The organism is Georgenia daeguensis (genome assembly GCF_039537705.1).
Taxonomy (GTDB): Bacteria; Actinomycetota; Actinomycetes; order Actinomycetales; family Actinomycetaceae; genus Georgenia; species Georgenia daeguensis.
In genome coordinates this window covers 1-21,187 of record NZ_BAABBA010000035.1, presented here as the reverse complement: position 1 = coordinate 21,187, position 21,187 = coordinate 1, and the positions used below count along the sequence as shown (strand labels likewise).

Here is a 21,187-nt window from a genome sequence, read left to right as displayed (position 1 = left end):
GAACGGCCGGCTCGAGCACCTGCGCGGCTCCGCCCTCGGCTTCCGCAACCTCACCAACTACATCGCCAGATCACTGCTGGAGACCGGCGGATTCAGACCCCAGCTACACCCTGGATTGTGAAGAGCCGAGATACCTCGACGCTGATCCATGGTCGCCCCCTAGGCGCCACCGGCTGCCGACCTCGCCGGACGGTCTTGATTCTCCTCCTCCGGGTGCTGCCGCGGCGGCCGATTCGTCACCGTGCGCCTGCCGCCGCGTCGGGAATCTCACACGGAGGCGCCGAGCCGCAGGCTTAGGGTTATCGACCATGGCTTCCGTAACCCGTGCCAGCGACCCGCGGACGAGCCGGCTCCGCAGCCTGGACGGGCTCCGGGGCGTGGCGGCCGTGGTGGTGCTCGTCCACCACGCCCTCCTGACGGTGCCGGCGCTGGCCGCGGCGTACTACCCCTCCGCCGGCTCGGCCGAGAGCCGTCCGCTGCTGTGGTTGTGGACCAGCTCGCCCCTCCACCTCCTGTGGGCCGGCGGCGAGGCGGTCCTGCTGTTCTTCGTGCTGTCCGGCACCGTGCTGACCCTGCCGGCGCTGCGGAACCCTGCCTTCTCGTGGGCCGCGTACTACCCGCGTCGACTGGTGCGGCTGTACGTCCCGGTGCTCGTCGCGATCGCTCTCGCGATCGTGACGATCGAGCTGCTGCCCCGCGACTCGGAGGCGAACCTCGGGCCGTGGATGGCGGCCCGGCCGGACCGGTACTCCGTGGAGGGTCTGCTGCGGGACCTGCTGCTGATCGACGGCGTCTCACGGGTCGTGAGCCCGCTGTGGTCCCTCCAGTGGGAGGTCATGTTCTCGCTTCTGCTGCCGATCTTCGTCGGCTTCGCCATGTTCGTCGTCCGCGCCCCGGTCGCCGCGGCGGCGATGGTCACGGCCCTGGTGCTCATGGGGTCGACGTTCCAGGAACCGATCTACTTCTATCTCGGCACCTTCGCCGTCGGCTCGCTCCTGGCCGCCGTCGGTCCGCACCTGGAGGCCGCCGCCGAGCGGGTCAACGGGGCCCGGAGGGCGGGGGCGTTCTGGGCGGCGTTCCTGGTCCTCGCCGTCCTCGCGACGACGTCGCACTGGTTCACCAGTCCCTTCGGCGGCGCCCCGGCCTCGCCCGCCCCCGGCTTCCTCAGCGTCGTCGGCGTCACGATGCTCGTCCTGGCCGCGTGGTTCTGCCCCGCCGTCCGCGGTCCGCTCGAGGGACCGGTGGCCCAGTGGCTCGGCCGCGTCTCGTTCAGCCTCTACCTCGTGCACGAGCCGCTCATCATCGCCCTCCGCCACCAGTTCGACGGGCTGCCCGTGTGGCTCACGGTTCTCATGGCCGTGGCGCTGTCCTTCCTCGTCGCCGCGGCCTTCACCCGGTGGGTCGAGGTCCCCAGCCACCGCCTGGCGAAGCGGGTGGGCGCGGCGGCCCAGCGCCTGCGTCAGACCGTCCGGCTCGAGATGCCTCCCGCCGCCGTGCCGGGGGCGCGGCTGGCGTGGCTGGGCGGCGCGCCGACGGCGGTCGACCCGCGCGCCAGGCGCCTTCCGCCCCGGCACGGCGCACCGGCGGGAACGCGGTCGGGCGGGGACCGGAGGTCGTCGCTCTCCCGACCGGCTACCGGTCGAGCGCCTCGTTGACCGCCTCGGCGAGCGCGCGGTAGCCGGCGGCGTTGGGGTGGATGCCGTCCTGCGTGATCAGGTCCGGGCGTCCGCCGAGCGGGTGACCGACCTCGAGGTACTCCCCGCCGACGCGCCGGACCTCCTCGCGGACGTCCCGTCCCTGGGCGATCAGGTGGGCGGGGTAGGCCGTCGAGTCCCAGAACGGCGAGACCGCGTAGATCCGGGCGTCTGGCAGTCCCTCGCGCAGGGTCGCGAAGGTCTCGGCGGCCGCGGCGGCGACGTCGTTGCCCCGGTCGTTGCGCCCGCCCGCGACGACCACGATCTCCGGCGCGAGGTCGACCACCTCGTGAGCCACCTCGGGGTAGGTGGGGCAGGTGCCGTACCGGCAGCGGTCCGCGGGGACGGCGACCGTCCAGCCGGTGCCGCCCCGGCCGACGTTGAGCTCGCGCCAGCCCTGCTCCTGCGCGACGAGGGAGGTCCAGCGCACTCCCTCGCCGCCCTCCGCCGCGGTGTAGGAGTCGCCGACGAACACTGCCGTCGGCGGTTGCTCCGTCTCCTCCGCCGTGGAGGCGGCTCCGGCGGCCCCGCCGAGGATCGCGAACGTGCCGCGGGACATCGCCACCGCCCCGGCGGCGACCAGACAGATCAGGACCAGTCCGACCACCCACGCGGGACGGGGCCGGAGCGACTTGCGGGCTGACATGCCCCGAATCCTGTCATCACCGTCGGCACGCGCGCTCAGCGGTCACCCGACGATGGGTAAGAATGGCCCCATGCGAGGAATCATTCTGGCCGGCGGGTCCGGCACCCGGTTGCACCCGATCACCCAGGGCGTGAGCAAGCAGCTCGTGCCGGTGTACGACAAGCCGATGGTCTACTACCCGCTGACCACCCTGATGCTCGCGGGGATCCGCGACGTGCTCGTGATCACCACCCCGCACGACGCCGAGTCCTTCCGCCGGCTCCTGGGCGACGGCTCCCAGTTCGGCATCTCGATCTCCTACACCGTCCAGGAGGTCCCGAACGGGCTGGCGCAGGCCTTCGTCCTGGGCGAGGACTTCGTCGGCGACGACTCGGCCGCGCTGGTGCTGGGGGACAACATCTTCTCCGGACCCGGCATGGGCAAGACCCTCGCCCGCTTCGAGGACATCGACGGCGGCGCGGTCTTCGCCTACCACGTCTCCGACCCGACCGCGTACGGCGTCGTCGAGTTCGACAAGGACTTCCGGGCGATCTCCCTCGAGGAGAAGCCCGCCGAGCCCAAGAGCTCCTACGCCGTGCCTGGGCTGTACTTCTACGACAACGACGTCGTCGAGATCGCCAAGAACCTCGAGCCCTCGGCGCGCGGGGAGTACGAGATCACCGACGTCAACAAGGCCTACCTGGAGCAGGGCAGGCTCAAGGTCGAGGTCCTCCCCCGCGGCACCGCGTGGCTCGACACCGGCACGTTCGACTCCCTCGCCGACGCCACCGCGTTCGTGCGCACCGTCGAGGCCCGGCAGGGGCTGAAGATCGGCTGCCCGGAGGAGGTCGCCTGGCGCAAGGGCTGGCTCTCCGACGACGAGCTCGTCGAGCGCGCCGAGCCGCTGCGCAAGTCCGGCTACGGGGAGTACCTGGTCTCGCTGCTGACCGACCGGATCTGAGCACCGCGGGGCCCGGTCGCCGCGACGGGGCCCCGCGCAGTCCGCGGTCTACCGGCCGAGGACGGTACTGGCGGCTGCGCTCCACCGCTGCGCCCAGTCCCCGATGGGCTCGACCCCGGCGCGCTCGAGGGCGGCGTGCCCGAGCACGGAATAGCTGGGCCGGGGGGCCGGCCGCACGAAGGCGTCCGACGTCGTCTCCCTGACCATCTCGGGGTCCTTGCCGAGAGACTGCACGATCGCGCGGGTGAACCCGTGCCAGGACACCTGGCCCGACGACGTGGCGTGGTAGGTCCCCGCCGGCACCTCGGCCTCGACCATGCTGATCACGAGATCGGCGACGTCCGCGGTCCAGGTCGGCTGCCCCACCTGGTCGGCGACCACCTGGAGCTCGGGCCGGTCGGCCGCCAGCCGTGCCATCGTCTTGGGGAAGCACCCGCCGTGGGCGCCGTACAGCCACGCCGTGCGGACCACGAGGTGGTCGGGGTTCTCCGCGCGCACGGCCCACTCCCCGGCCGCCTTGGTGCGCCCGTAGGCGGACCGGGGCGCCAGGGCGGCGTCCTCGGCGTACGGCTCGTCGGACTCACCGTCGAAGACGTAGTCGGTCGAGATCTGGACCATGCGCGCCCCGGTCTCCCGGGCGGCCCGGGCGAGCAGCTGCGGCGCGACGGCGTTGAGCTCGAACGCGGCCGCCTCCTGGGCCTCGGCGTCGTCGACGGCGGTCCAGGCCGCGCAGTTGACGACGATGTCCACGTCGCGCACCTCCCGGGCCACCGCGCGGGCGTCCGTGACGTCGAGGTCGGAGCGACCGAGCGCCCGCACCTCCTGCCCGTCCCCCGCCAGGCGCTCCACCAGGTCGGTGCCGAGCATCCCCGCCGCCCCCGTGACGATCCACCTCATGCGTCCACCTTCCGTCGTTGCGTTCTGCTCCGGCGAGCCTAGTGCCGGGATCCCGTCGCTCCGCGCCCACGCCCGTGCCACCCCTCCGCCACCCACCCCTCCGCCGCCCCGCCCCGACCGTCCCCTCCGCCGTCGTTCTGGTGCGTCTCCCGTCATTCGGTGCCCGCTCCTGCACGCACCGAGGTGCGGAACACGCACCGAAACGCGGAACACGCACCGAGAACGCGCAGGGCGCGGAGCGGTCGCCCGCGGCGCCGGGCCGCGGGCCCGGCTAGGGTTGCCGAGCACATCCGAACGCGAGAAGGAGTTGCTCCGTGGAGTTCCGAGAGCTGAAGGTCCCCGGCGCGTGGGAGATCACGCCGAAACAGTTCGGCGACTCCCGCGGGGTCTTCCTGGAGGCCTTCAAGGAGGGCCCCTTCGTTGAGGCGGTCGGCCACCCGCTCGACCTCAGGCAGGCCAACTCGTCGGTCTCGGCCGCCGGTGTGGTGCGCGGCATCCACTTCGCCGACGTGCCGCCCTCGCAGGCCAAGTACGTGATGTGCCCGCGCGGTGCCGTCCTCGACGTCGTCGTCGACATCCGGGTCGGCTCCCCGACCTTCGGGCAGTGGGACACCGTTCTGCTCGACGACACCGACCGCCGCGCCATCTACATCTCCGAGGGTCTCGGCCACGCCTTCTGCGCCCTCGAGGACGACTCGACCGTCGTCTACCTGTGCTCGGCGCCCTACGCGCCCGGCCGGGAGCACGGGGTCAACCCGCTCGACGAGGCCGTCGGCATCACGTGGCCGTCCGAGGACCGGGCCGGCCGTCCGCTGGAGCTCCTGCTCTCCGACAAGGACACCGCCGCGCCCGGGCTGCGGGAGGCCGAGGAGCAGGGGCTGCTGCCCCGCTACGACGCCGTCCAGGAGTACATCGCCACGCTGCGCCGCTGATGGCCGCGCTGCCCCGCGTCGTCGCCGTGGTGGTGACGTACCAGCCGGACGTCACGCTCACCGCACCGCTCCTGCTCGCCCTGGCCGGCCAGTGCGAGCAGGTCCTCGTCGTGGACAACGGCTCCGAGCCGGCCCGCCGGGAGCGGCTGCGGGCGGCGTGCGCGGCCGCCGGCGCCGAGCTGGTCGAGCTGGGCCGAAACGAGGGCATCGCCCGGGCCCAGAACATCGGGATCGAGCGCGCCCTCGACGCGGGCGCCGACGCGGTGCTGCTCTCGGACCAGGACTCGCTGCCGGCCCCGGACATGGTTGAACGCCTCCTGGACGGCCTCGACCGGGCGACGGCGCGCGGCCGGGCGGTGGCCGCCGTCGGGCCGGTGTCGACGGACACCCGCTCGGCGACGGAGCAGATGGTCTACGTCTCGCGCACGTGGGGCCCGCGGCGGGCGCGGCCGGAGGAGAGCCGGGACGGGCTCGTCGAGGCGGCCTTCCTCATCGCCTCCGGCTGCCTGGTCACGGCGGCGGCGCTGCGGGACGTCGGCCCGATGAACGAGGAGTGGTTCATCGACCACGTCGACCTCGAGTGGGGGCTGCGCGCCCGCCGGGCGGGCTACGCGCTCCTCGCGGTCACCGAGGCCCGGCTCGACCACGAGCTCGGCGACCGGCTCGCGAAGATCCCGGGGCGCGCGCAGGAGGTGCACGTCCACTCCCCCGTCCGGACGTACTTCATCTCCCGGAACACGGTGCTCCTGGTCCGGTCGGGCCTGATGGGCTGGCGCTGGAGCGTGGGCTACGTGGTGTGGCTCATGAAGTACGTCGCGTTCAACGTCGTCGTCCCCGCGGGGCGGCTGCGGCGGGCGGCCCTCATGGCCCGCGGCCTGCGCGACGGTCTGCTCGGCCGCACCGGCCCCCTTCCGCACGGAGCGGTCGGCCGTCAGTGACGCGCGACCGTCAGGAGGCGGTCGCGCGGCCCAGCCGCCGGGCGCGGTGCCGCACGTCGGCGGCCCCGGCCAGCCCGAGCAGGAAGTCGGCCGCGGTCAGGAGGACGCGGGAGAGCAGGACCGTGACGACGACGGAGCCGGGGCCGAGCTGCCCGGCGAGCGCGACGGCGAGCACGGCCTCCCGCACCCCGACGCCGGCGGGGACGACCACGACGAGGAAGCCGATCGTCCAGGCGAGCGCGTACCCGCCCGCGGCCAGGGCGAAGGACCCGAGCGACGCCGGTGCACCCAGCGCCGAGATCACGAGCCACACCTGCAGGCCGGCGAGCACCCAGCCGAGGAGGGCCCAGAGCGCGGACGCGGCCACGCCGCGGAGGGTGAGGGGCTTCTCCAGCGGCGGTCGGCGCGTCAGCCGCAGCGCGACCGACAGGAGCCTGTTCAGCACCGGCGGCGCGAGGAGCAGCACGAACAGCGGGAGGAACCAGCCGACCCAGCCGTACCGGCCGGCCAGCTCGGCCGGTCCGACGACGAGGGCGGCGGCCGCCAGGATCATCGCGGTCACGATGGACACGAGGATGGCGACCACCATGACGGAGATCGAGCGCCGGCGCGGGATCCGCAGGTCCGTGCCCATCTCGGCGGCGGCCAGGAAATTCCACACGCCGCCGGGGAGGTACTTCCCGAGCTGCGAGACGAGGAAGAGCCCGCCGGCCTCCCGGACCGTGAGCACCGAGCCCATGTCGTGCAGGACCGCACGCCAGGACATCATGGTGACGAGGACGTAGGCGACGCCGACGGCGAAGCTGAGCGCGACCGTCGCCGGCGGGATGGACGCCAGCGCCGCGCTCACCTGCTCCCACTGGCTGGCGACCGCCCACACCGCCGCGGCCAGCGCGACGACGACGAACCCCCTGCGGACCCACGGGGACCGCAGCAGCCGGAGAACTCTGCTCATCGGGCGAGCACCTCGACGAGCGGCGCGGTCACGGCGCGCGCGGTGAAGCGCTCCCGCGCGCGGCCGGCGCCCGCCCGGCGCACGTCGGCGAGCGTCGCCGGGTCGGCGGCGAGAGCCGCGAGCGCACCGGCGAGCGCCTCGGCGTCACCCGGCGTCACCAGCACGGCGTCGTCCCCGAGGGCGCGCCGCTGCGGCTCCGTGTCGCTCGTGACGACGGCGCAGCCCGCGGCGGCCCCCTGGTAGACCTTGTTGGGCACCACGTTCAGCGCCTTCGCGGTCGTGCCGAAGATGCCGAGGCACACGTCGTGGGAGGCCACGAGCGCGGGCAGCTCGCCGCCGTCGACCCAGCTGTGCCACGTCACGCCGGGGAGCCCGTCGACGCGAGCGTGGACCGCGTCGGAGTCCTGCCCCGAGCCCACGAGGGTGGCGCGGACCTCGACCCCGCGGTCATGGAGGAGGCGCAGCGCCTCGCCGACCACCTGCGTCCCCTGGAGGGGGGTGAACAGGCCGAAGAAGACCACGGAGAGAGCGCTCCCGCCCTCCCTCTCCGGCGCGCCGGCGCCGGCCTCGAACCAGCTGCTGGTGGCGCCGACGGGCACGACGACCGCGGAGCCCCGCCGGCGGGCGGGCACCAGCTCGCGATGCTCCGGGGTGTCGACGACGATCACGTCGGCGGCCCCCAGGGCCAGGCGGTCCAGCAGACCCAGGAGACGGGTGCGCAGACCGTCGCCGGCACCGCGGTCCCGGGCCGTGCCGGCCGCGAAGATCAGGTGGTCCAGCACGATCTGCGCCCGGGGGAAGAGCAGGCGCGCCAGGAGGACGTCGAAGTGGCCGAGGTACCCGACGAGGACGTGCGTCGGGCGCTGCGCCCCGCGCAGCCGGACCGCCCGGCCCGCCAGGGCGCCCCAGCGACCGAGGAGCCGGCCGACGAACCGGGGCAGCGACGAGGGGTTCTGCAGGAACGAGACCCGCTGCGCCGTGGACAGTCCCAGCGGCTCGACGATCTCGCTCACCGGCAGGCCGTGCTCGCGCAGGCCGTCGATCAGGACCTGGACCCTGGGGTGCGCCTTGACGTCGTACGTCCCGAAGGCGAGCACCCTCACCGCTGAGGGACCGTCTCGCCGTCCACCGGGACGACGGTCTCACCGGTCGCCGTCGTCGCGGGGCGGGCGCCGGGGACGGCGTCGGCCGGTGCGCCGAAGCGCGGCATCCCGTCGTGCCCGTCGGGGAGGAGGTACGGCTCACGCGCCCGTCCGTCGCCCGCCGGGAACAGGGCGACCTCCGTGGGCGGCCGGTACTGCATCTCCTTGAGCCGCTCCAGCGACTCCTCGAGGAGCACGCGGTTGGTGCGCAGCAGGTCGGCGATGATCAGCAGGGCGAAGCTCAGCAGCGCACCGACGAGCATCGCGGTGCCGAAGATGAGGGACTGGACGTGGCCGCCGGCCGTTCCCATGAACCAGAAGACGAGGAAGCGCACGAACGGGATCAGGGCGGCGACGAGCATGATCGTCCCCAGGCCGCCGAGCACGATGTGCGGCTTGAACATGAGGTACGACCGGGTGATCGCCGTGCCCGACTTGAACATGTGCTGCCAGATGTTCTTGAACAGGCGCGACTCGCGGGTCTTCGCGTTGGTCGTGATCGGCAGGGACTCGATGCGCAGGCGCTTGTTGCCCGCCTGGATGATGGTCTCCATGCAGTAGCTGAACTGCGTGACGACGTTCAGCCGGATCAGCGCCGCCTTGGAGTAGGCGCGGAAGCCGCTCGCGGCGTCGGGGAGGTCCGTGCCCGCGGCGACGTTGACGACCTCGGACCCGACCTTCTGCATCGCCTTCTTGAACGGGGAGAAGTGCTCGATCTTCGACGTCTGCCGGTCCGCGATGACGACGTCCGCCTCGCCCCGGACGATGGGCTGGACGAGATCGGTGATCCTCGCCTGCGGGTACTGGTTGTCCCCGTCGGTGTTCACGACGATGTCGGCGCCGTGCGCGAGCGCGTAGTCGACGCCGTCCCGGAACGACCGCGCCAGGCCCATGTTGCGCGCGTGCCGGACGAAGTGCGTCACGCCGTGCTCCCGGGCCACCTCGATTGTCCGGTCGGTCGAGCCGTCGTCGACGACGAGGATCTCGACGGAGTCGATCCCCGGGATCTCCCGCGGGATGGAGCGCAGGACGAGGGGGAGCGTCTCCTCCTCGTTGAGGCACGGCACCTGGACGAACAGCTTCATGATCTCCTCGCGCAACTCGACGGCTCACGTCGGCTCGAACCCACGCCGTCCGCGGTGTCTCCAGCACACAGAACCGACGGCCTGTACGCGTTGTCGGCGTCCAGGCTATCGCAGCGCCCCCTGGCCGACGCTGTCGACCTGGTCACAGGGCGTGTTCGCCGCCGGACCGCGCGCTCCGCCGCCGGGGTCGGAGGACCGCCTGGTACGTCCAGCCTCCGAGCAGCCCGACGAGGGTGACGAGCGAGACCCAGGGCAGCACCCCCCAGCCCGCCGGCTCGTAGGAGAGCTCCACCGTGTGCTCGCCCGCGGGGACCGGGACGCCCTTCATGGCGTGGTCGGCGCGGACGATCGGGACCTCCTCGCCGTCGACCCGTGCGACCCAGTCGGGCTGGTACGCGTCCGCGATCACGAGCATCCCGTCGCCCTCGGCGTCCACGCGGACCCGCTGGTGGTCGTCGGCGTCCAGCTCGACCACGACCTCCGCCGGGGCGGAGCCGAACGAGGCGCCGTCGGCGTCGTCCGGGTCGAGCAGCACGGTCTGGTCCGGGGCCTCGCCCATGAGCGAGGCGCACTCCTCGGCAGAGGCGCAGGCGGCGGCGTCGGAGGCCCACCGGAACCGGGGCAGGGCCGTCGCCCGCTCGTAGACCTGCGCCTCGGCGGCGTCGACCAGGTCCAGGTCGTCGTCGGCGGGTGCGGTGACCACCCCCACCCAGGCCTCGCCGGTCTGGGGTGCCCCCGGGCCGGCGGCGACCACCGAGACCGCCTGGCCGCCCTCCGCCCGCACGCGGACCTCGTACGCGCCCGCAGTCTCCAGGTGCTCCCCCGCGACCGGCACGGCGAACAGGCCCTGCGCGCCGTCCCGCACCCGCCGCTCCCCCTCGGCGAGCACGGTGCCGTCGGGGTCGACGACCTCGACGACGATGTGCGCCGGGTCCTGCGACTCGGCGACGTCCCCGATCGGGCTCGCGAGCTCGACCACCGCTGCGCGGAGCGGGGTCCCGGCGTCGACGGCCCGGCTCCCGGGCGCGTCCTGCAGGGTGACGCCCCGGCTCCGGTCCTGCTCGCCGTCGCCGAGGAGGGGCCCCGGCGGCAGGATGTTGGTGTCCAGGACGGCGTGCGAGACCGCGAACCGGTCGAGGACCGGGCTTGTCAGCGAGTCCAGGTTGCTGAGGGTGTGGTACGTCGGCGTGATGAACATGTTCGCGTCGGCCTGGAGCAGCAGGTCTCTCCACTCCGGCGGGACGAAGATGTGCCCCGAGAGGGAGCGGATGTCCGAGACCTGCCCCGCGCCGCCCCAGTAGGCGCTCGAGACGCCGACCATGCGCTCGTGGCCCAGGTTCTCCCGGAGGAAGGTGTCCGTGGAGGTCTGCGGGTAGAGGAGCTCCGGGTCGGTCCGCGGCCAGAACGCGTTGGTGAACATGAGCCCGTCCAGCGCGAGCAGCACCGGGATCAGCAGGGCGGCGAGGGACCGGGACCCGCGGAGACCGGCCATGATCCACGCCCAGGCGGCGCTCACGCCCAGGCCGCAGGCGAGGCCGACGAGGACCGAGAAGCGCACCAGCGACCACTCGCCGGCCCCCGGCGCGAGGGACCGGGCGCCGAGCGCGGCGGCCACCAGCAGCACGGGCGCGGCGACGACGCCGAGCCACGGGAGCCAGCGCCGCTCGCCGCGGGAGCGGCGCACGGCCTCGAACCCGAAGGCGGCCAGCATCGCCAGCATGAGGCTGCCCACGCCGCGCATCCGGTGGAGCGGCGAGTTGTCCATCAGCGGCAGCAGGTGGACGAGGTAGTTCACCGTCCCGCCGAGGAAGGTGACGGCGAAGCCGAGCGCGCCGGCGAGCAGCAGGAAGACCCGGACGCCCTTCGCACGGTCCGAGGGCAGGGGGAGCACCAGGGCCGCCAGGCACAGCACCAGGGCGCCCGTACCGATGAACGAGACCCCTTCGACCGGGATGACGCTCCCCCACCGCGGGAGGCCCTCGGCGCACGTCCCGAGCGCCTGCGGGTAGGCGGCGGTGAGGATCTCGCGGGCGCCGAACGTGCCCTGCCACAGGTTCTGCCGGTACTCGAGGTCCGTGCCGGAGAGCTGGTTGAGCCAGGGGACCAGCTGGAAGGCGACGAGGGCGACGGCGACGACGCCGCCCCCGACGGCGAGCGCGGGCGCCTTCCCCCAGGCGAGCCACCACCCCTGGTCCGCCCGTCCCTCGCCGTTCGCCGCCTGGCGGCGGCGCTGGTGGTTGATCACGACCAGCCGGAGCAGCGCGTACGCGGCGGCGAGGTAGACGGTGTGGACCGCGATGGCGGGGAAGCCGCCGAGGACCATGCCGGCGACCACGAGCGGGAACGGCAGCGCCGAGCGGAGCGTCCGGTCCTGGACGAGCCTCTCCACGGCCCAGAAGACCAGGGGGAAGAACGCCGCCGTCCTGGTCTGCGGCCAGTTGGTCCACATCACCATGAACGACCCGGTGGCGTACAGGAAGCCACCGATGACGCCCGCCCCGGTGGACAGGCCCAGCCGGCGGCCCCACGCGATGGTCCCGGCCAGGATGAGGGCGATCTCGAAGAGCTTGATCCACGCCGTGACGGTCGTCTCCGGGAAGGGCAGCGCGGCGATGACGATCGGGGAGCTCACCCCCTGGGGCGGGGCGGCGGCGAGCATCGTCCCCGCCGAGGCGGCGTTGTCCCACAGCGGGGCGACGTCGCCGTCGGCGATGCGGTCACGGAAGCTCAGGAGGGTCGGGATCGTGCCGTCGACCGTGTCCGAGACGCACTGGTTCGTGACCTCCTCGACGGTGCTCGACTCGACCCACGGCGCCCGCTGCTGCATCAGGTCGCCGGCGGCGAAGAGGCGCAGCCCCAGCAGGGAGGGGCCGAGCATGACGACGACGAGGAGGACGGGAGCGATCCAGGACGCCAGCCGGGTCCTCGCCAGCAGGCGGTGCCGCGGCGAACCCACCCGGGATGCCTTCTCCTGCCCGGGCAGCTTGCCGGCGGTCACGAGGCCCGACGCTTCGCCGCGCGGCGGACGACCTTGCGCACGAGCCCGGCTGCACCGTCGCGCCGGTAGACGCGGCGGGCCGCGGCGGCCCCGCGGACGAGCCCGTTGCTGCGGAGCGCGGCCGGGACCCGGCTGCGCCTCGCGGGCACCTCGTACGCCTCGACGAACGCGTCGGCGGCCGACCACGGCTCGTCGTCGAAGACCGGTTCCCACGTGCTGCCGGACCGCGGCCCCTCGGCGCGCACGATGGCCGCGGCGGCGTGGAGGTTGTCCAGGTAGACCTGGCCCTGCAGGTGGGGCGACCAGCGCAGGAGCGCCTCGCGCCGGGCGAGCGAGCCCACCCGGCGGCGCAGGACCACGTCGTCGAGGAGCGCGTCCAGGGCACCGACCCAGTCCTCGTGCCCGGCGGCGAGGAACCCGGTCCTCCCCTGCTCGACGGCCTCCCGGAACGGCTCCGTCGGAGAGGCCACCACCGGCGTCTCGACCAGGGCGGCCTCGAGCCACTTGATGGCGGACTTGGCCTCGTTGAACCGGCCGTTCCCGGTGAGCGGGGCCAGGCAGACGTCGACGTCGCGCAGCACCTCCGGCAGCTCGTGCCAGGGCACGAAGGGAAGCCGCCGGACCCGCGGCGCCACCGCCTCGAGGGCGGCGGTGGGCTTCAGGTGCCCGCCGAGCCAGAGCTCGACGTCGGGCCGGGCGTGCATGACCTCCAGGACGGCAGGCTCGACCGAGGCCCAGTCGGCGTCGTGCGTGGTGGTGCCGGAGAAGTACCCGATCCGCAGCGGCCCGCCCTTGCGGGGCCGCCCGAGGGCACGTTCGCTCGCCCGGGCGAGGAGGGTCCCGACGCCGTTGGCGAACTGGCGGGCCGGGAGGCCGGTCACCGCGGTGGCGTGCCGACACAGCTCCGTGGTGCTGCCGATGAACATGTCGGCCTGCTCCATGGTGGTGCGGTAGCGCGCGACCCCGCGCCACCACAGCTCGAGCTCGGCGTCGCCGAGCCCGGCGAGCCCGTCGACCTGCCCGCGCAGCTCCGGGTCGAAGATCAGGTCGTCGACGTCGTACAGGACCGGCACGGTGGCGTCGTGTGCGCGGACCTCCGCGACGAGGTCGAGGATCTGCCGTGTGGCCGGCACGCGGTAGAGCACGACGGCGTCCGCGCCGAGCGCGGCGTCCCGGGCCGCGGGGTCGCGGTAGTGGTGCACGGTGGTCTCGACGCCCCGGAGCCGCAGCGCCTCCGCCGGGAGGTGGGCGCGGTACCTCAGCGGCGCTCCCTGGATGCCGACGACGAAGGCCACCCGCTCGATCCGGGGCCGGTCGGTCCCGGCGGCGTCGGCGGCGGGTTCGGAGCCGGCGGCGTGGAGCCGCTCGTAGGTGGCGAGCAGTCCCCGGGCCTGGTCCTCGAAGTCCCGCACGGGGACGATCGCCCCCCGCCCGACGGTCCGGGACGCCCACTCGCGGTCGTCGAGGAAGCGCACCATCGCCCCGGCCAGGGCCTCGGCGTCGCCCGCGGGGACGACGAGCCCGTTCTCCCCGTGGACGACCGCCTCCTCGGGTCCGAGGGTGTCGGTGCACACCACGGCCAGGCCCGCCCCCAGCGCCTCGCGGGTGAGGATGGAGTGCGACTCCCGCATCACGGAGGGCAGCACCAGCACGTCGTGCTCGCTCAGCACCGCGTCGAGCTCGTCGGGCGCGTAGGCGGGGCGGGTCCGCGCCCGGCCCCCCAGGGCGCCGTCGACGCCGCCGCTCACCCCGTAGAGGTCCAGCAGCCACCCGTCGCGGTCGCCCAGGCGGCGGGCGGCGTCGAGGAGGACGTCGATGCCCTTCATCGGGTCCTGGCCGCCGGCGAACATGAATCGGACCGGCCCGTCCAGGCTCCTTCCCGCACCTCCCGCGGGCGTGCCGACGGCGTCCGGGAGCGGCCTGGTCAACCCGTTCTCGTCGACCTCGACCTTCTCCGCGGGCACGCCGTTGGCGACGAGCACGCGGGCGGCGCTGGCGGAGGGGGCCAGCACGAGGTGGGCGGCCTCGAGCGCGGGCGCGAGCACGGCGTTGCGCCGGGCGAGCCAGTCGTGGTCGACCTCGCACGCGCACGATCCGCAGTCGACCACGAGGGAGCAGGGCCGCATGTCCCGGTCGACGAGGAACTGCCGCGCGCAGAACCACCAGAAGTCGTGCATGGTGACGACCACCCGCGCGCCGGCCTCCCGCGCCGCCGTGACGAGTGACCCGCCGAGGGTCTGGAGCGAGTGCACGTGGACGACGTCGGGGCGCACCTCGTGGAGCCAGGCGCGGAAGTCCTGCTCGACGGCGGGGTTGTGGCTGTTGCGGGGGTCCGACCACCCGGTCCAGGGCGTGGTGACCACCCAGCGCACGCTCACGTCGCCGTCGTGGTCCGTCCAGGTCGTCAGCGGCGCGAGCGCGTCGTCGAGATGACCGGCGTAGACGTAGCTCTCGTGACCGGCGGCGGCCACGGCGCGCGCCACCCGCTGGGGTACGAGCGTGCCCCCGCTGACGAAGTTGGGGGGGAAGTGGGCAGACACTTGCACGACTCGCACCGAGGGATCCTATCCGCCGGGGCGGGGCCCTCCCCCGCCGGGTCCGCCGGCGCCCCGCCCACGGGCGCCGGCGGGACCGCCTCAGCGGCGGGAGAGGCGCCACCGCACCTTGGCGACGACCGCGGAGGGGCCACCCTCGCGGAGATGGCGCCACACGGCGAGGGTGTCCAGGCGCACGCGCTGGAGCAGCGTGAGCCGGGTCCGGTGGCGCCGCCGCAGGCGACGGTCGAGCTCCTCGGAGTCCGCCGCGCGTCTCGGGCGCTCGCAGGCCTCCCCCAGCGGGGCGAGCACTGCCGGCCACCGGAAGCGCTCGGCCACGACGTCGACGTTCCGCCGCGCCTCGGCGCGCAGGTCGTCGTCGGTGAGAAGCTCCTCCAGCGCCGTCGCCAGGGCGTCGACGTCCTCGGCCGGGACGGCGCGCCCCAGCCCCTCGGCGGTGACCAGGTCGCCGAAGGCGTCGCCGTCGGTGCAGACGACGGGCAGGGAGGACCAGAGGTAGTCGAGGATCCGGGTGCGGAAGCTGAAGGCGGTCTCGATGTGGTCGAAGTGGGCGCTGACCCCGACGTCCGCGTCCAGCAGGTAGTCGGCCCGGCGCTCGTACGGCACCCAGTCCTCGTTGAAGAAGACGTGGCGCCCGGTCAGCGCGAGCTCGTCGGCGAGGGCCCGGGCGCGGCGGGCCGCCTGCGTCTCGGGCACGTCGGGGTTGGGGTGCTTCATCCCCATGAAGAACAGGCGGACGTCCGGGACCGTCTCCTTCACCCGGTCGATCGCGCGGATCACGGTGAACGGGTCGAACCAGTTGTAGACCCCTCCGCCCCAGACGACGACGCGGTCGTCCCGGCCGATCCCGGGCACGACACCCTTGATGGCGGCACCGGCCCGCGCGGGCGGCTCCGACGAGATCCCGAAGGGCACCACGGTGAGCAGCGACCGCAGGGAGGGGTCGGCGTCGTAGGTGGCGGGGTTGACGCGGCCGTGCGCGGCGAGGTGGCCGAGCCACAGGTCCCGCTGCTTCTCGGAGGCGCACAGGAAGAGGTCCCCGCGCAGCGCCTGGATCTCGAGCTCGGCCAGCGCGTTGTCGAGCGCCCCGTTGCGCTGCACGAGGTCCTTGCCGCGCTCGACCTCCAGCGACTCCAGGTGGAACGGGTCGTAGAGGTCGACCACGATCGTCTGGGGGCAGCTCTGCATCCAGGGGAAGGTGCGCATCACGTAGCCCTGGAGGACGACGACGTCGGCGCGCGCCACGTCGTCGCGGAACGCCTCGACGGTCGTCCGGCGTGCGCGGAAGCCGACCGCCGTCCGCTCGCACCGGCCGAAGGTCACCAGCTCGACGTCGTGGGACGCGGAGAGGTAGGAGGCGATCTCCCAGGCGCGGATGGCGGGGCCCGCCATCCGCTCGGCCAGGGTGTCGAGCGTGACGACGAGGACCTTACTCAACGTGACTCCTCGGCGTGAGCGCCGGGACGCTCCACCGCCCGCCCATGGTGATGTAGCCGCCGGACTCGAACGGGTTGCCGCGGCTGACGTTGATCCGCTGGGCCTCGCGCACGTAGTCGAAGATGTGCTGCGTCGTCGAGTCGACCACCGAGCAGTGCACGAGGAACGTCCCCATGGCGAGCGGCAGCGCCGGGATCGTCAGGTCGACGACGCCCGGGCCCTCGATGTGGTCGACGGCGAAGCCGAGGTCGCGCGTGTTGTTGCCCCAGAGGTAGGTGCCGTCGTGGGACTCGACGGCGAAGCCGAACACCGGGTTGTCGACGCGCTCGAGCGCGTTGTAGTGCAGCCGCATCGTGACGTGGGAGCCGGTGGCGATGGTGTCCCCGTACGGCTGGCCGTCGCGGTCGAGAAGCTCCACGCGCTCCACGACCGCCTCGCCGGAGCCCCAGTGCACCCGGCCGTCGGGATCGACCCGGATGTCGGAGCGGGCGGAGTCCTGGTACTTCTCCAGGACCACCTGGGCCTGCCCGACGTCCTTCAGCTCGCCGTGCGAGAGCCACGCGGCGTGGTCGGCCATGTTCCGCAGCTGCGGCATCGAGTGCGAGACGACGACGACCGTGCGCCCCTCGCGCCGGAAGTCGGAGAACTTCTCGGCGCACTTGTCCTGGAACGAGGCGTCCCCGACGGCGAGCACCTCGTCGACGAGCAGGATCTCCGGCTCGACGTGGATGGCGACGGAGAAGCCGAGCCGGACGTACATGCCCGAGGAGTAGTTCTTCACCGGCTGGTCGATGAACTCGGAGACGCCGGAGAAGTCGACGATGTCGTCGAACTTGCTGTCGATCTCGGCCTTGTCCATGCCCAGGATCGAGCCGTTGAGGTAGACGTTGTCCCGGCCGGAGAGCTCGGGGTGGAACCCGGAGCCGACCTCGAGCAGGGCGGCGAGGCGGCCGTTGGCCCGGATCGCACCCTTGTCGGGGTAGAGGATCTTCGCCATGCACTTCAGCAGGGTCGACTTTCCCGAGCCGTTGTCGCCCACCAGGGCGAAGGTCGACCCCTCAGGGATCTCGAACCCGACGTCCCTGAGCGCCCAGAAGTCCTCGTGGACGGACCGGCGGCCACGCATGATCGCGCTCTTGAGCGTCTGGTTCCGCTCCTTGTAGATGCGGAACTTCTTGGAGACGTTGTCGACGTCCACAGCAACCTGGTTCACAGTGCCTCGGCCAGTCCCTTCTCGTGACGCTTGAAGACCTGGTAGCCCAGGAGGAACACACCGACGCTCCACGCGACGCAGACCGCCGTCGTCGACAGGTCCGGCCACCGGTTGTCGTAGAGCAGGTTGCGGAACGCCTCGGCGAAGTCGGTCATGGGGTTGAGCAGGTACAGGTCGAGGATCTCGACGGACCCGAAGATCGGCCCGATCTTCGCCGACTCCCCCGCCACGAGCGAGACCGGGTAGACGACGGGGGTGAGGTAGAACCACGCCTGGAAGATGATGCCCACGAAGTGCTGGGTGTCCCGGAAGTACACGTTCGCGATCGCGAGCATCATCGCGATGCCGGTGGCGAAGAGCGCGAGCAGCACCATGAAGAAGGCGGCGACCGGGAGCCAGGGCAGGGGGTTCCCGCCGGCAATGAGGAGCGCCACGAGCAGCACGATCATCTCGATGCCCCAGGACACCAGGTAGGACAGGGACGTCGAGAGCACGAGCGCGATGCGGGGGAAGTGCACCTTCTTGATGAGGTTCTCGTTCCCCACGAGCGAGCTCATGCCGCCGTTGACGACGTTCGTGAAGAACGTCCACGGGAGCAGCGCGCACAGCAGCCACAGCGCGAAGATGTCGAGGCCGCTCGGGTCACCCCGGTCCGGCTCCACCCGCATGATGAAGGCGAAGACGACCGTGTAGATCGCCATCGCCGCGAGCGGGTTGGCGAGCGACCAGAGCTGCCCGAGCGTGGTGCGCTTGTACTTGCCCTTGAGCTCTCGTCGCGTGAGGTTGAGCAGGAGCTCACGCGAATTCCGGAGATCGGTGATGACGCTCACTTCGCTCCTTTCTCTCGATCCGTGGAGCGAGCGGGTCAGTTTGCGGCGGACGCGAGGTCCGGGCCGGTCGGCATGAAGCGGTCGTCGCCCGCGAAGTCCCACCGGGTCGTGATGAGCCGGTACTCCCAGTCATGCACCGTGGGAATCCTGGTCCGCGACTCGAAGTGGTAGGCGGTGGCGTCCGGGAGCCACACCATCCGGTGGCCGGACCGGCCGACCTTGCGGGACAGGTCGACGTCGTTGAAGTTGGCGGGGAGCGCCTCGCAGAAGCCCCCGACCTCCTCGAACACCTCCCGTCGCAGGGCGGCTGCGGCGGCGGTGACGCCCGAGCACTCGCGGCTGATGACCAGCTCGGAGAAGTGCCCTCCCCAGCTCGCGTCCGCCCCGAAGTGCGTGTGGGTGATGTCGCCGCGGGAGTACCGGTGCCCGCCGTGCTGCAGCGTGCCGTCGGCGAACAGGAGCCTCGCCCCGGTCATGCCGACGTCGGGCTCGGCGAGCGGGGCGACCAGCCGCTCCAGGAACCTGTCCGAGACGATCTGGAGGTCGTCGTTGAGGAAGGCGACGACGTCACCCGTCGAGGCGAGGTAGCCCTCGTTGCACTTCTTGGAGAAGTTGAACGGCCCCACGAAGGGGACGAGGACGAGGTCGTCGCCCGCGAGCTCCTTCAGCTCGGCGAGGACGGCGGGCGGCGTGCCGTCGTCGTAGACGATCACGACCTCGACCGCGACGTCGCCCGGGTCCTTCAGGAACGAGCGCACGCACTCGACCACGAAGGCGCGCCACTCGCCCCAGACCATGCCGGAGGAACCGTTGGTCGGGATGACGACGCTGACGCGGTGCCCGGGGGCGGCGCGGCGCTGGAGCCGGTACGTCCCCGGGAGCGGTCCGAGCTCCACCTCTGCGGTGATGCCCACCCGGTCGCAGTGCTCCTGGACCGCCCGCTGGCCGGCGAGCCACGCGTAGGGCTTCGCCTGGTACTCGCTGGCGGTGGACGCCGGGTGCGCCCGCCAGTGGTAGAGCACCTCGGGGAGGTGGTGGACGCGGCGGGCGCGCTCGGTCACCCGCAGCACCAGGTCGTGGTCCTGGGACCCCTCGAAGCCCTCCCGGAAGCCACCGACCTCGCGCACGAGCGACGTGCGCAGGACGGACAGGTGGGACGTGTACATCTGGGACCGGAGGCGTTCGGGCGACCACTCGGGCTTGCGGAAGGTGTCGTACCGACGGCCCTCGTCGTCGACCTTGTCCTCGTCCGTGTAGAGGTAGTCGACGTCCTCGGCCGAGCCGAGCACGTCGGCGACCGACTCGAGCGCGTGCGGCTCGATGAGGTCGTCGTGGTCGATCAGGACCACGAACTCGCCACGGGCGCGGGCGAGGGCGTCGTTGGACGCGGCGACGATCCCGCCGTTCGCCTCGCGCTCGACCACCGTGATCCGGCTGTCCGACGCGGCGGCGGCACGCAGGGCGTCGCGCACGCCGCCGTCCGGCGACCTGTCGTCGACCAGGACGAGCTGCCAGTCGGTGAAGGACTGCTCACGGACCGAGTCGATCATCTCGCGCAGCGCACCGAGCGGCGGGTCGTACACCGGCGTGAGGATCGAGAAGGTGGGCCGCTCCGCCGTCACGGGCGCCCCCCGAGCTTGTGGCGGGCCCACGCGACGGGCGCCACCGCCTTACGGCCGATCTTCCAGGTGGCGGACTCGATGAACTCCTCCCGGAGGGCCTCCAGCTCGCGAAGGTGCGCCGCTCTGGCCCGCTCGAGGTCCTCGCGCGCCCGCTGCGCGTCGGCGAGCGCCTTGGCGGTGGTCGCCTCCAGGCCGATGATGTGGTCGCGCTGGGTGAGGAGACGGTGCCGCAGCTCCTTCTGCTCGCCCGCCTCGCGGGTGGCGCGCTCGTAGTGATGGTCGCGGAGGGGCTCAAGCTCCGCCGCGGGGACGACCTTCATGTCGGGGTCGACGGCCGCCTCGGGGTCGGAGGACCGGCGTGCCCGCAGCACGTACTGGTAGAAGAGAGCCTCCGGCCGCTCGCGGACCCACTGGACCATGCTGCTGGGGAGCTGCTCGTCGTGGACCTCGACCTCGACCCGCAGCGGGTCCGCCGTGGTCCCGCGAAGCTCGACGACCTCGAGGCCGGCACCGGCCATGAGCTCCAGCAGGGTGCGCTTGGTGAAGAACCGCACGTGCGTCTCGTCCAGCAGGCCGGTGGGGGTGTACTCCCAGTGGCCGTTCAGCAGCGCGAGCCGGACGCTGCCGTGCGCCACGTTGGGCATGGAGACGACGACCTCGCCGTCCGGGCGCAGGCTCGCCAGGGCGTCCGACAGCACGGTCGCCGGGTCCACCAGGTGCTCCAGCACGTCACCGAAGACGATCACGTCGAAGGCCCCGGCGCCGAACTCCTCGGCGAAGTTCACCGAGGTCACGTCGCCGACGACGAGCTTCTCGAGGTGCGGGGCGGCCTCACGCGCCGCCTGCTCGTCGTACTCGATCCCGCTGACGGTGCAGCCCTGGGCCCGGAGCGCCTGCGCGAGGTACCCGGACGCGCACCCGACGTCGAGCACGGCCTTGTCCGACCCCACGAGCTGAAGGATCTGGGAATGACTCGTGTTGACCAGGTTCGGATCCACCGTGGCGCTGTACTTGACCATTCGTGACCTCTGCGCGCACGCGCCTGCCCGCTCGTGGCGTGGTAACCGTCATCGCTGAGGTGCGCTTGTGGGCAGAACACACCGCGATCGTGGGTCGTCATGCTACCGCCTGGCCTCAGGCCCTCCGGTGAGGGGCGGCCGGGGTGAGCAACGGCACGTCAGGCGACGGCGGTGCGCAGGTCCTCGACGCGGTCGGTGCGCTCCCAGGTGAACTCGGGCAGCTCCCGGCCGAAGTGGCCGTAGGCCGAGGTGTGCCGGTAGATCGGGCGCAGCAGGTCCAGGTC

17 protein-coding genes are annotated in these 21,187 nt (G+C 72.8%); 4 read left to right on the top strand and 13 right to left on the bottom strand.

The features are described 5' to 3' along the window. Positions 1–308 precede the first annotated feature (308 nt). Complete coding sequence (locus ABD774_RS20145; protein WP_345045218.1) at positions 309–1,655, top strand: acyltransferase family protein; 1,347 nt, start codon at positions 309–311, stop codon at positions 1,653–1,655. Here ABD774_RS20145 and ABD774_RS20140 read toward each other — a convergent pair. Then, positions 1,633–2,340, bottom strand: coding sequence for an SGNH/GDSL hydrolase family protein (locus ABD774_RS20140; RefSeq protein WP_345045217.1), 708 nt, complete (start codon positions 2,338–2,340; stop codon positions 1,633–1,635). The two genes, ABD774_RS20145 and ABD774_RS20140, sit on opposite strands and share 23 nt — an antisense overlap. 70 nt (positions 2,341–2,410) lie before the next feature. On the opposite strand from ABD774_RS20140, the gene rfbA reads away from it, so the two are divergent. Next, positions 2,411–3,280, top strand: coding sequence for a glucose-1-phosphate thymidylyltransferase RfbA (gene rfbA / locus ABD774_RS20135; protein WP_345045216.1), 870 nt, complete (start codon positions 2,411–2,413; stop codon positions 3,278–3,280). Positions 3,281–3,328: 48 nt separating this feature from the next. Here the strand turns inward: rfbA and rfbD are convergent, their stop codons facing one another. Beyond that, a complete protein-coding gene (rfbD, locus tag ABD774_RS20130) occupies positions 3,329–4,177 on the bottom strand; it encodes a dTDP-4-dehydrorhamnose reductase (protein WP_345045214.1) in 849 nt (282 codons plus the stop codon). Positions 4,178–4,491: 314 nt separating this feature from the next. Here rfbD and ABD774_RS20125 point away from each other — a divergent pair, with 314 nt between their 5' ends. Both ABD774_RS20125 and ABD774_RS20120 read left to right on the top strand, forming a co-directional pair. Beyond that, complete coding sequence (locus ABD774_RS20125) at positions 4,492–5,109, top strand: dTDP-4-dehydrorhamnose 3,5-epimerase family protein (protein WP_345045212.1); 618 nt, start codon at positions 4,492–4,494, stop codon at positions 5,107–5,109. Further along, positions 5,109–6,047, top strand: a complete 939-nt coding sequence (locus ABD774_RS20120; RefSeq protein ID WP_345045210.1) for a glycosyltransferase family 2 protein — start codon at positions 5,109–5,111, stop codon at positions 6,045–6,047. The genes ABD774_RS20125 and ABD774_RS20120 overlap by 1 nt, the downstream gene beginning before the upstream one ends. Before the next feature lie 10 nt (positions 6,048–6,057). On the opposite strand, the gene ABD774_RS20115 is transcribed toward ABD774_RS20120, so the two are convergent. The 11 genes from ABD774_RS20115 to ABD774_RS20065 form a co-directional block, all read right to left on the bottom strand. Beyond that, complete coding sequence (locus ABD774_RS20115) at positions 6,058–7,002, bottom strand: lysylphosphatidylglycerol synthase domain-containing protein (RefSeq protein WP_345045209.1); 945 nt, start codon at positions 7,000–7,002, stop codon at positions 6,058–6,060. Further along, on the bottom strand, positions 6,999–8,105 hold the full coding sequence (locus ABD774_RS20110) for a glycosyltransferase (protein ID WP_345045208.1): 1,107 nt from the start codon (positions 8,103–8,105) through the stop codon (positions 6,999–7,001). Before ABD774_RS20110 ends, ABD774_RS20115 begins: the two co-directional genes overlap by 4 nt. Next, complete coding sequence (locus ABD774_RS20105) at positions 8,102–9,229, bottom strand: glycosyltransferase family 2 protein (RefSeq protein ID WP_345045207.1); 1,128 nt, start codon at positions 9,227–9,229, stop codon at positions 8,102–8,104. Before ABD774_RS20105 ends, ABD774_RS20110 begins: the two co-directional genes overlap by 4 nt. A gap of 142 nt (positions 9,230–9,371) precedes the next feature. Further along, the gene (locus tag ABD774_RS20100) at positions 9,372–12,227 is read right to left on the bottom strand and encodes a YfhO family protein (RefSeq protein WP_345045206.1); all 2,856 of its coding nucleotides are present in this window, start codon (positions 12,225–12,227) and stop codon (positions 9,372–9,374) included. Further along, the gene (locus ABD774_RS20095; protein WP_345045205.1) at positions 12,224–14,782 is read right to left on the bottom strand and encodes a glycosyltransferase; all 2,559 of its coding nucleotides are present in this window, start codon (positions 14,780–14,782) and stop codon (positions 12,224–12,226) included. The genes ABD774_RS20100 and ABD774_RS20095 overlap by 4 nt, the downstream gene beginning before the upstream one ends. 81 nt (positions 14,783–14,863) lie before the next feature. Beyond that, positions 14,864–16,219, bottom strand: a complete 1,356-nt coding sequence (locus tag ABD774_RS20090) for a glycosyltransferase family 4 protein (RefSeq protein WP_345045204.1) — start codon at positions 16,217–16,219, stop codon at positions 14,864–14,866. Beyond that, positions 16,212–17,432: an ABC transporter ATP-binding protein gene (locus ABD774_RS20085; RefSeq protein WP_345045203.1), complete on the bottom strand. Its 1,221-nt coding sequence runs from the start codon at positions 17,430–17,432 to the stop codon at positions 16,212–16,214. Before ABD774_RS20085 ends, ABD774_RS20090 begins: the two co-directional genes overlap by 8 nt. After that, on the bottom strand, positions 17,429–18,262 hold the full coding sequence (locus ABD774_RS20080) for an ABC transporter permease (protein WP_345045202.1): 834 nt from the start codon (positions 18,260–18,262) through the stop codon (positions 17,429–17,431). Before ABD774_RS20080 ends, ABD774_RS20085 begins: the two co-directional genes overlap by 4 nt. 35 nt (positions 18,263–18,297) lie before the next feature. Beyond that, positions 18,298–19,884: a glycosyltransferase family 2 protein gene (locus tag ABD774_RS20075; protein WP_345045200.1), complete on the bottom strand. Its 1,587-nt coding sequence runs from the start codon at positions 19,882–19,884 to the stop codon at positions 18,298–18,300. Continuing rightward, on the bottom strand, positions 19,881–20,882 hold the full coding sequence (locus ABD774_RS20070; protein ID WP_345045199.1) for a class I SAM-dependent methyltransferase: 1,002 nt from the start codon (positions 20,880–20,882) through the stop codon (positions 19,881–19,883). The genes ABD774_RS20075 and ABD774_RS20070 overlap by 4 nt, the downstream gene beginning before the upstream one ends. A 179-nt stretch (positions 20,883–21,061) precedes the next feature. After that, positions 21,062–21,187 (bottom strand): methionine adenosyltransferase domain-containing protein (locus ABD774_RS20065; protein ID WP_345045220.1); only part of this gene is annotated, 126 nt, incomplete at its 5' end.

Bases quoted from the DNA above. Each gene is read 5' to 3' on its own strand.
- ABD774_RS20145 (WP_345045218.1), top strand. From the start codon at position 309: ATGGCTTCCGTAACCCGTGCCAGCGACCCGCGGACGAGCCGGCTCCGC.
- ABD774_RS20140 (WP_345045217.1), bottom strand. From the start codon at position 2,340: ATGTCAGCCCGCAAGTCGCTCCGGCCCCGTCCCGCGTGGGTGGTCGGA.
- rfbA (WP_345045216.1), top strand. From the start codon at position 2,411: ATGCGAGGAATCATTCTGGCCGGCGGGTCCGGCACCCGGTTGCACCCG.
- rfbD (WP_345045214.1), bottom strand. From the start codon at position 4,177: ATGAGGTGGATCGTCACGGGGGCGGCGGGGATGCTCGGCACCGACCTG.
- ABD774_RS20120 (WP_345045210.1), top strand. From the start codon at position 5,109: ATGGCCGCGCTGCCCCGCGTCGTCGCCGTGGTGGTGACGTACCAGCCG.
- ABD774_RS20115 (WP_345045209.1), bottom strand. From the start codon at position 7,002: ATGAGCAGAGTTCTCCGGCTGCTGCGGTCCCCGTGGGTCCGCAGGGGG.
- ABD774_RS20105 (WP_345045207.1), bottom strand. From the start codon at position 9,229: ATGAAGCTGTTCGTCCAGGTGCCGTGCCTCAACGAGGAGGAGACGCTC.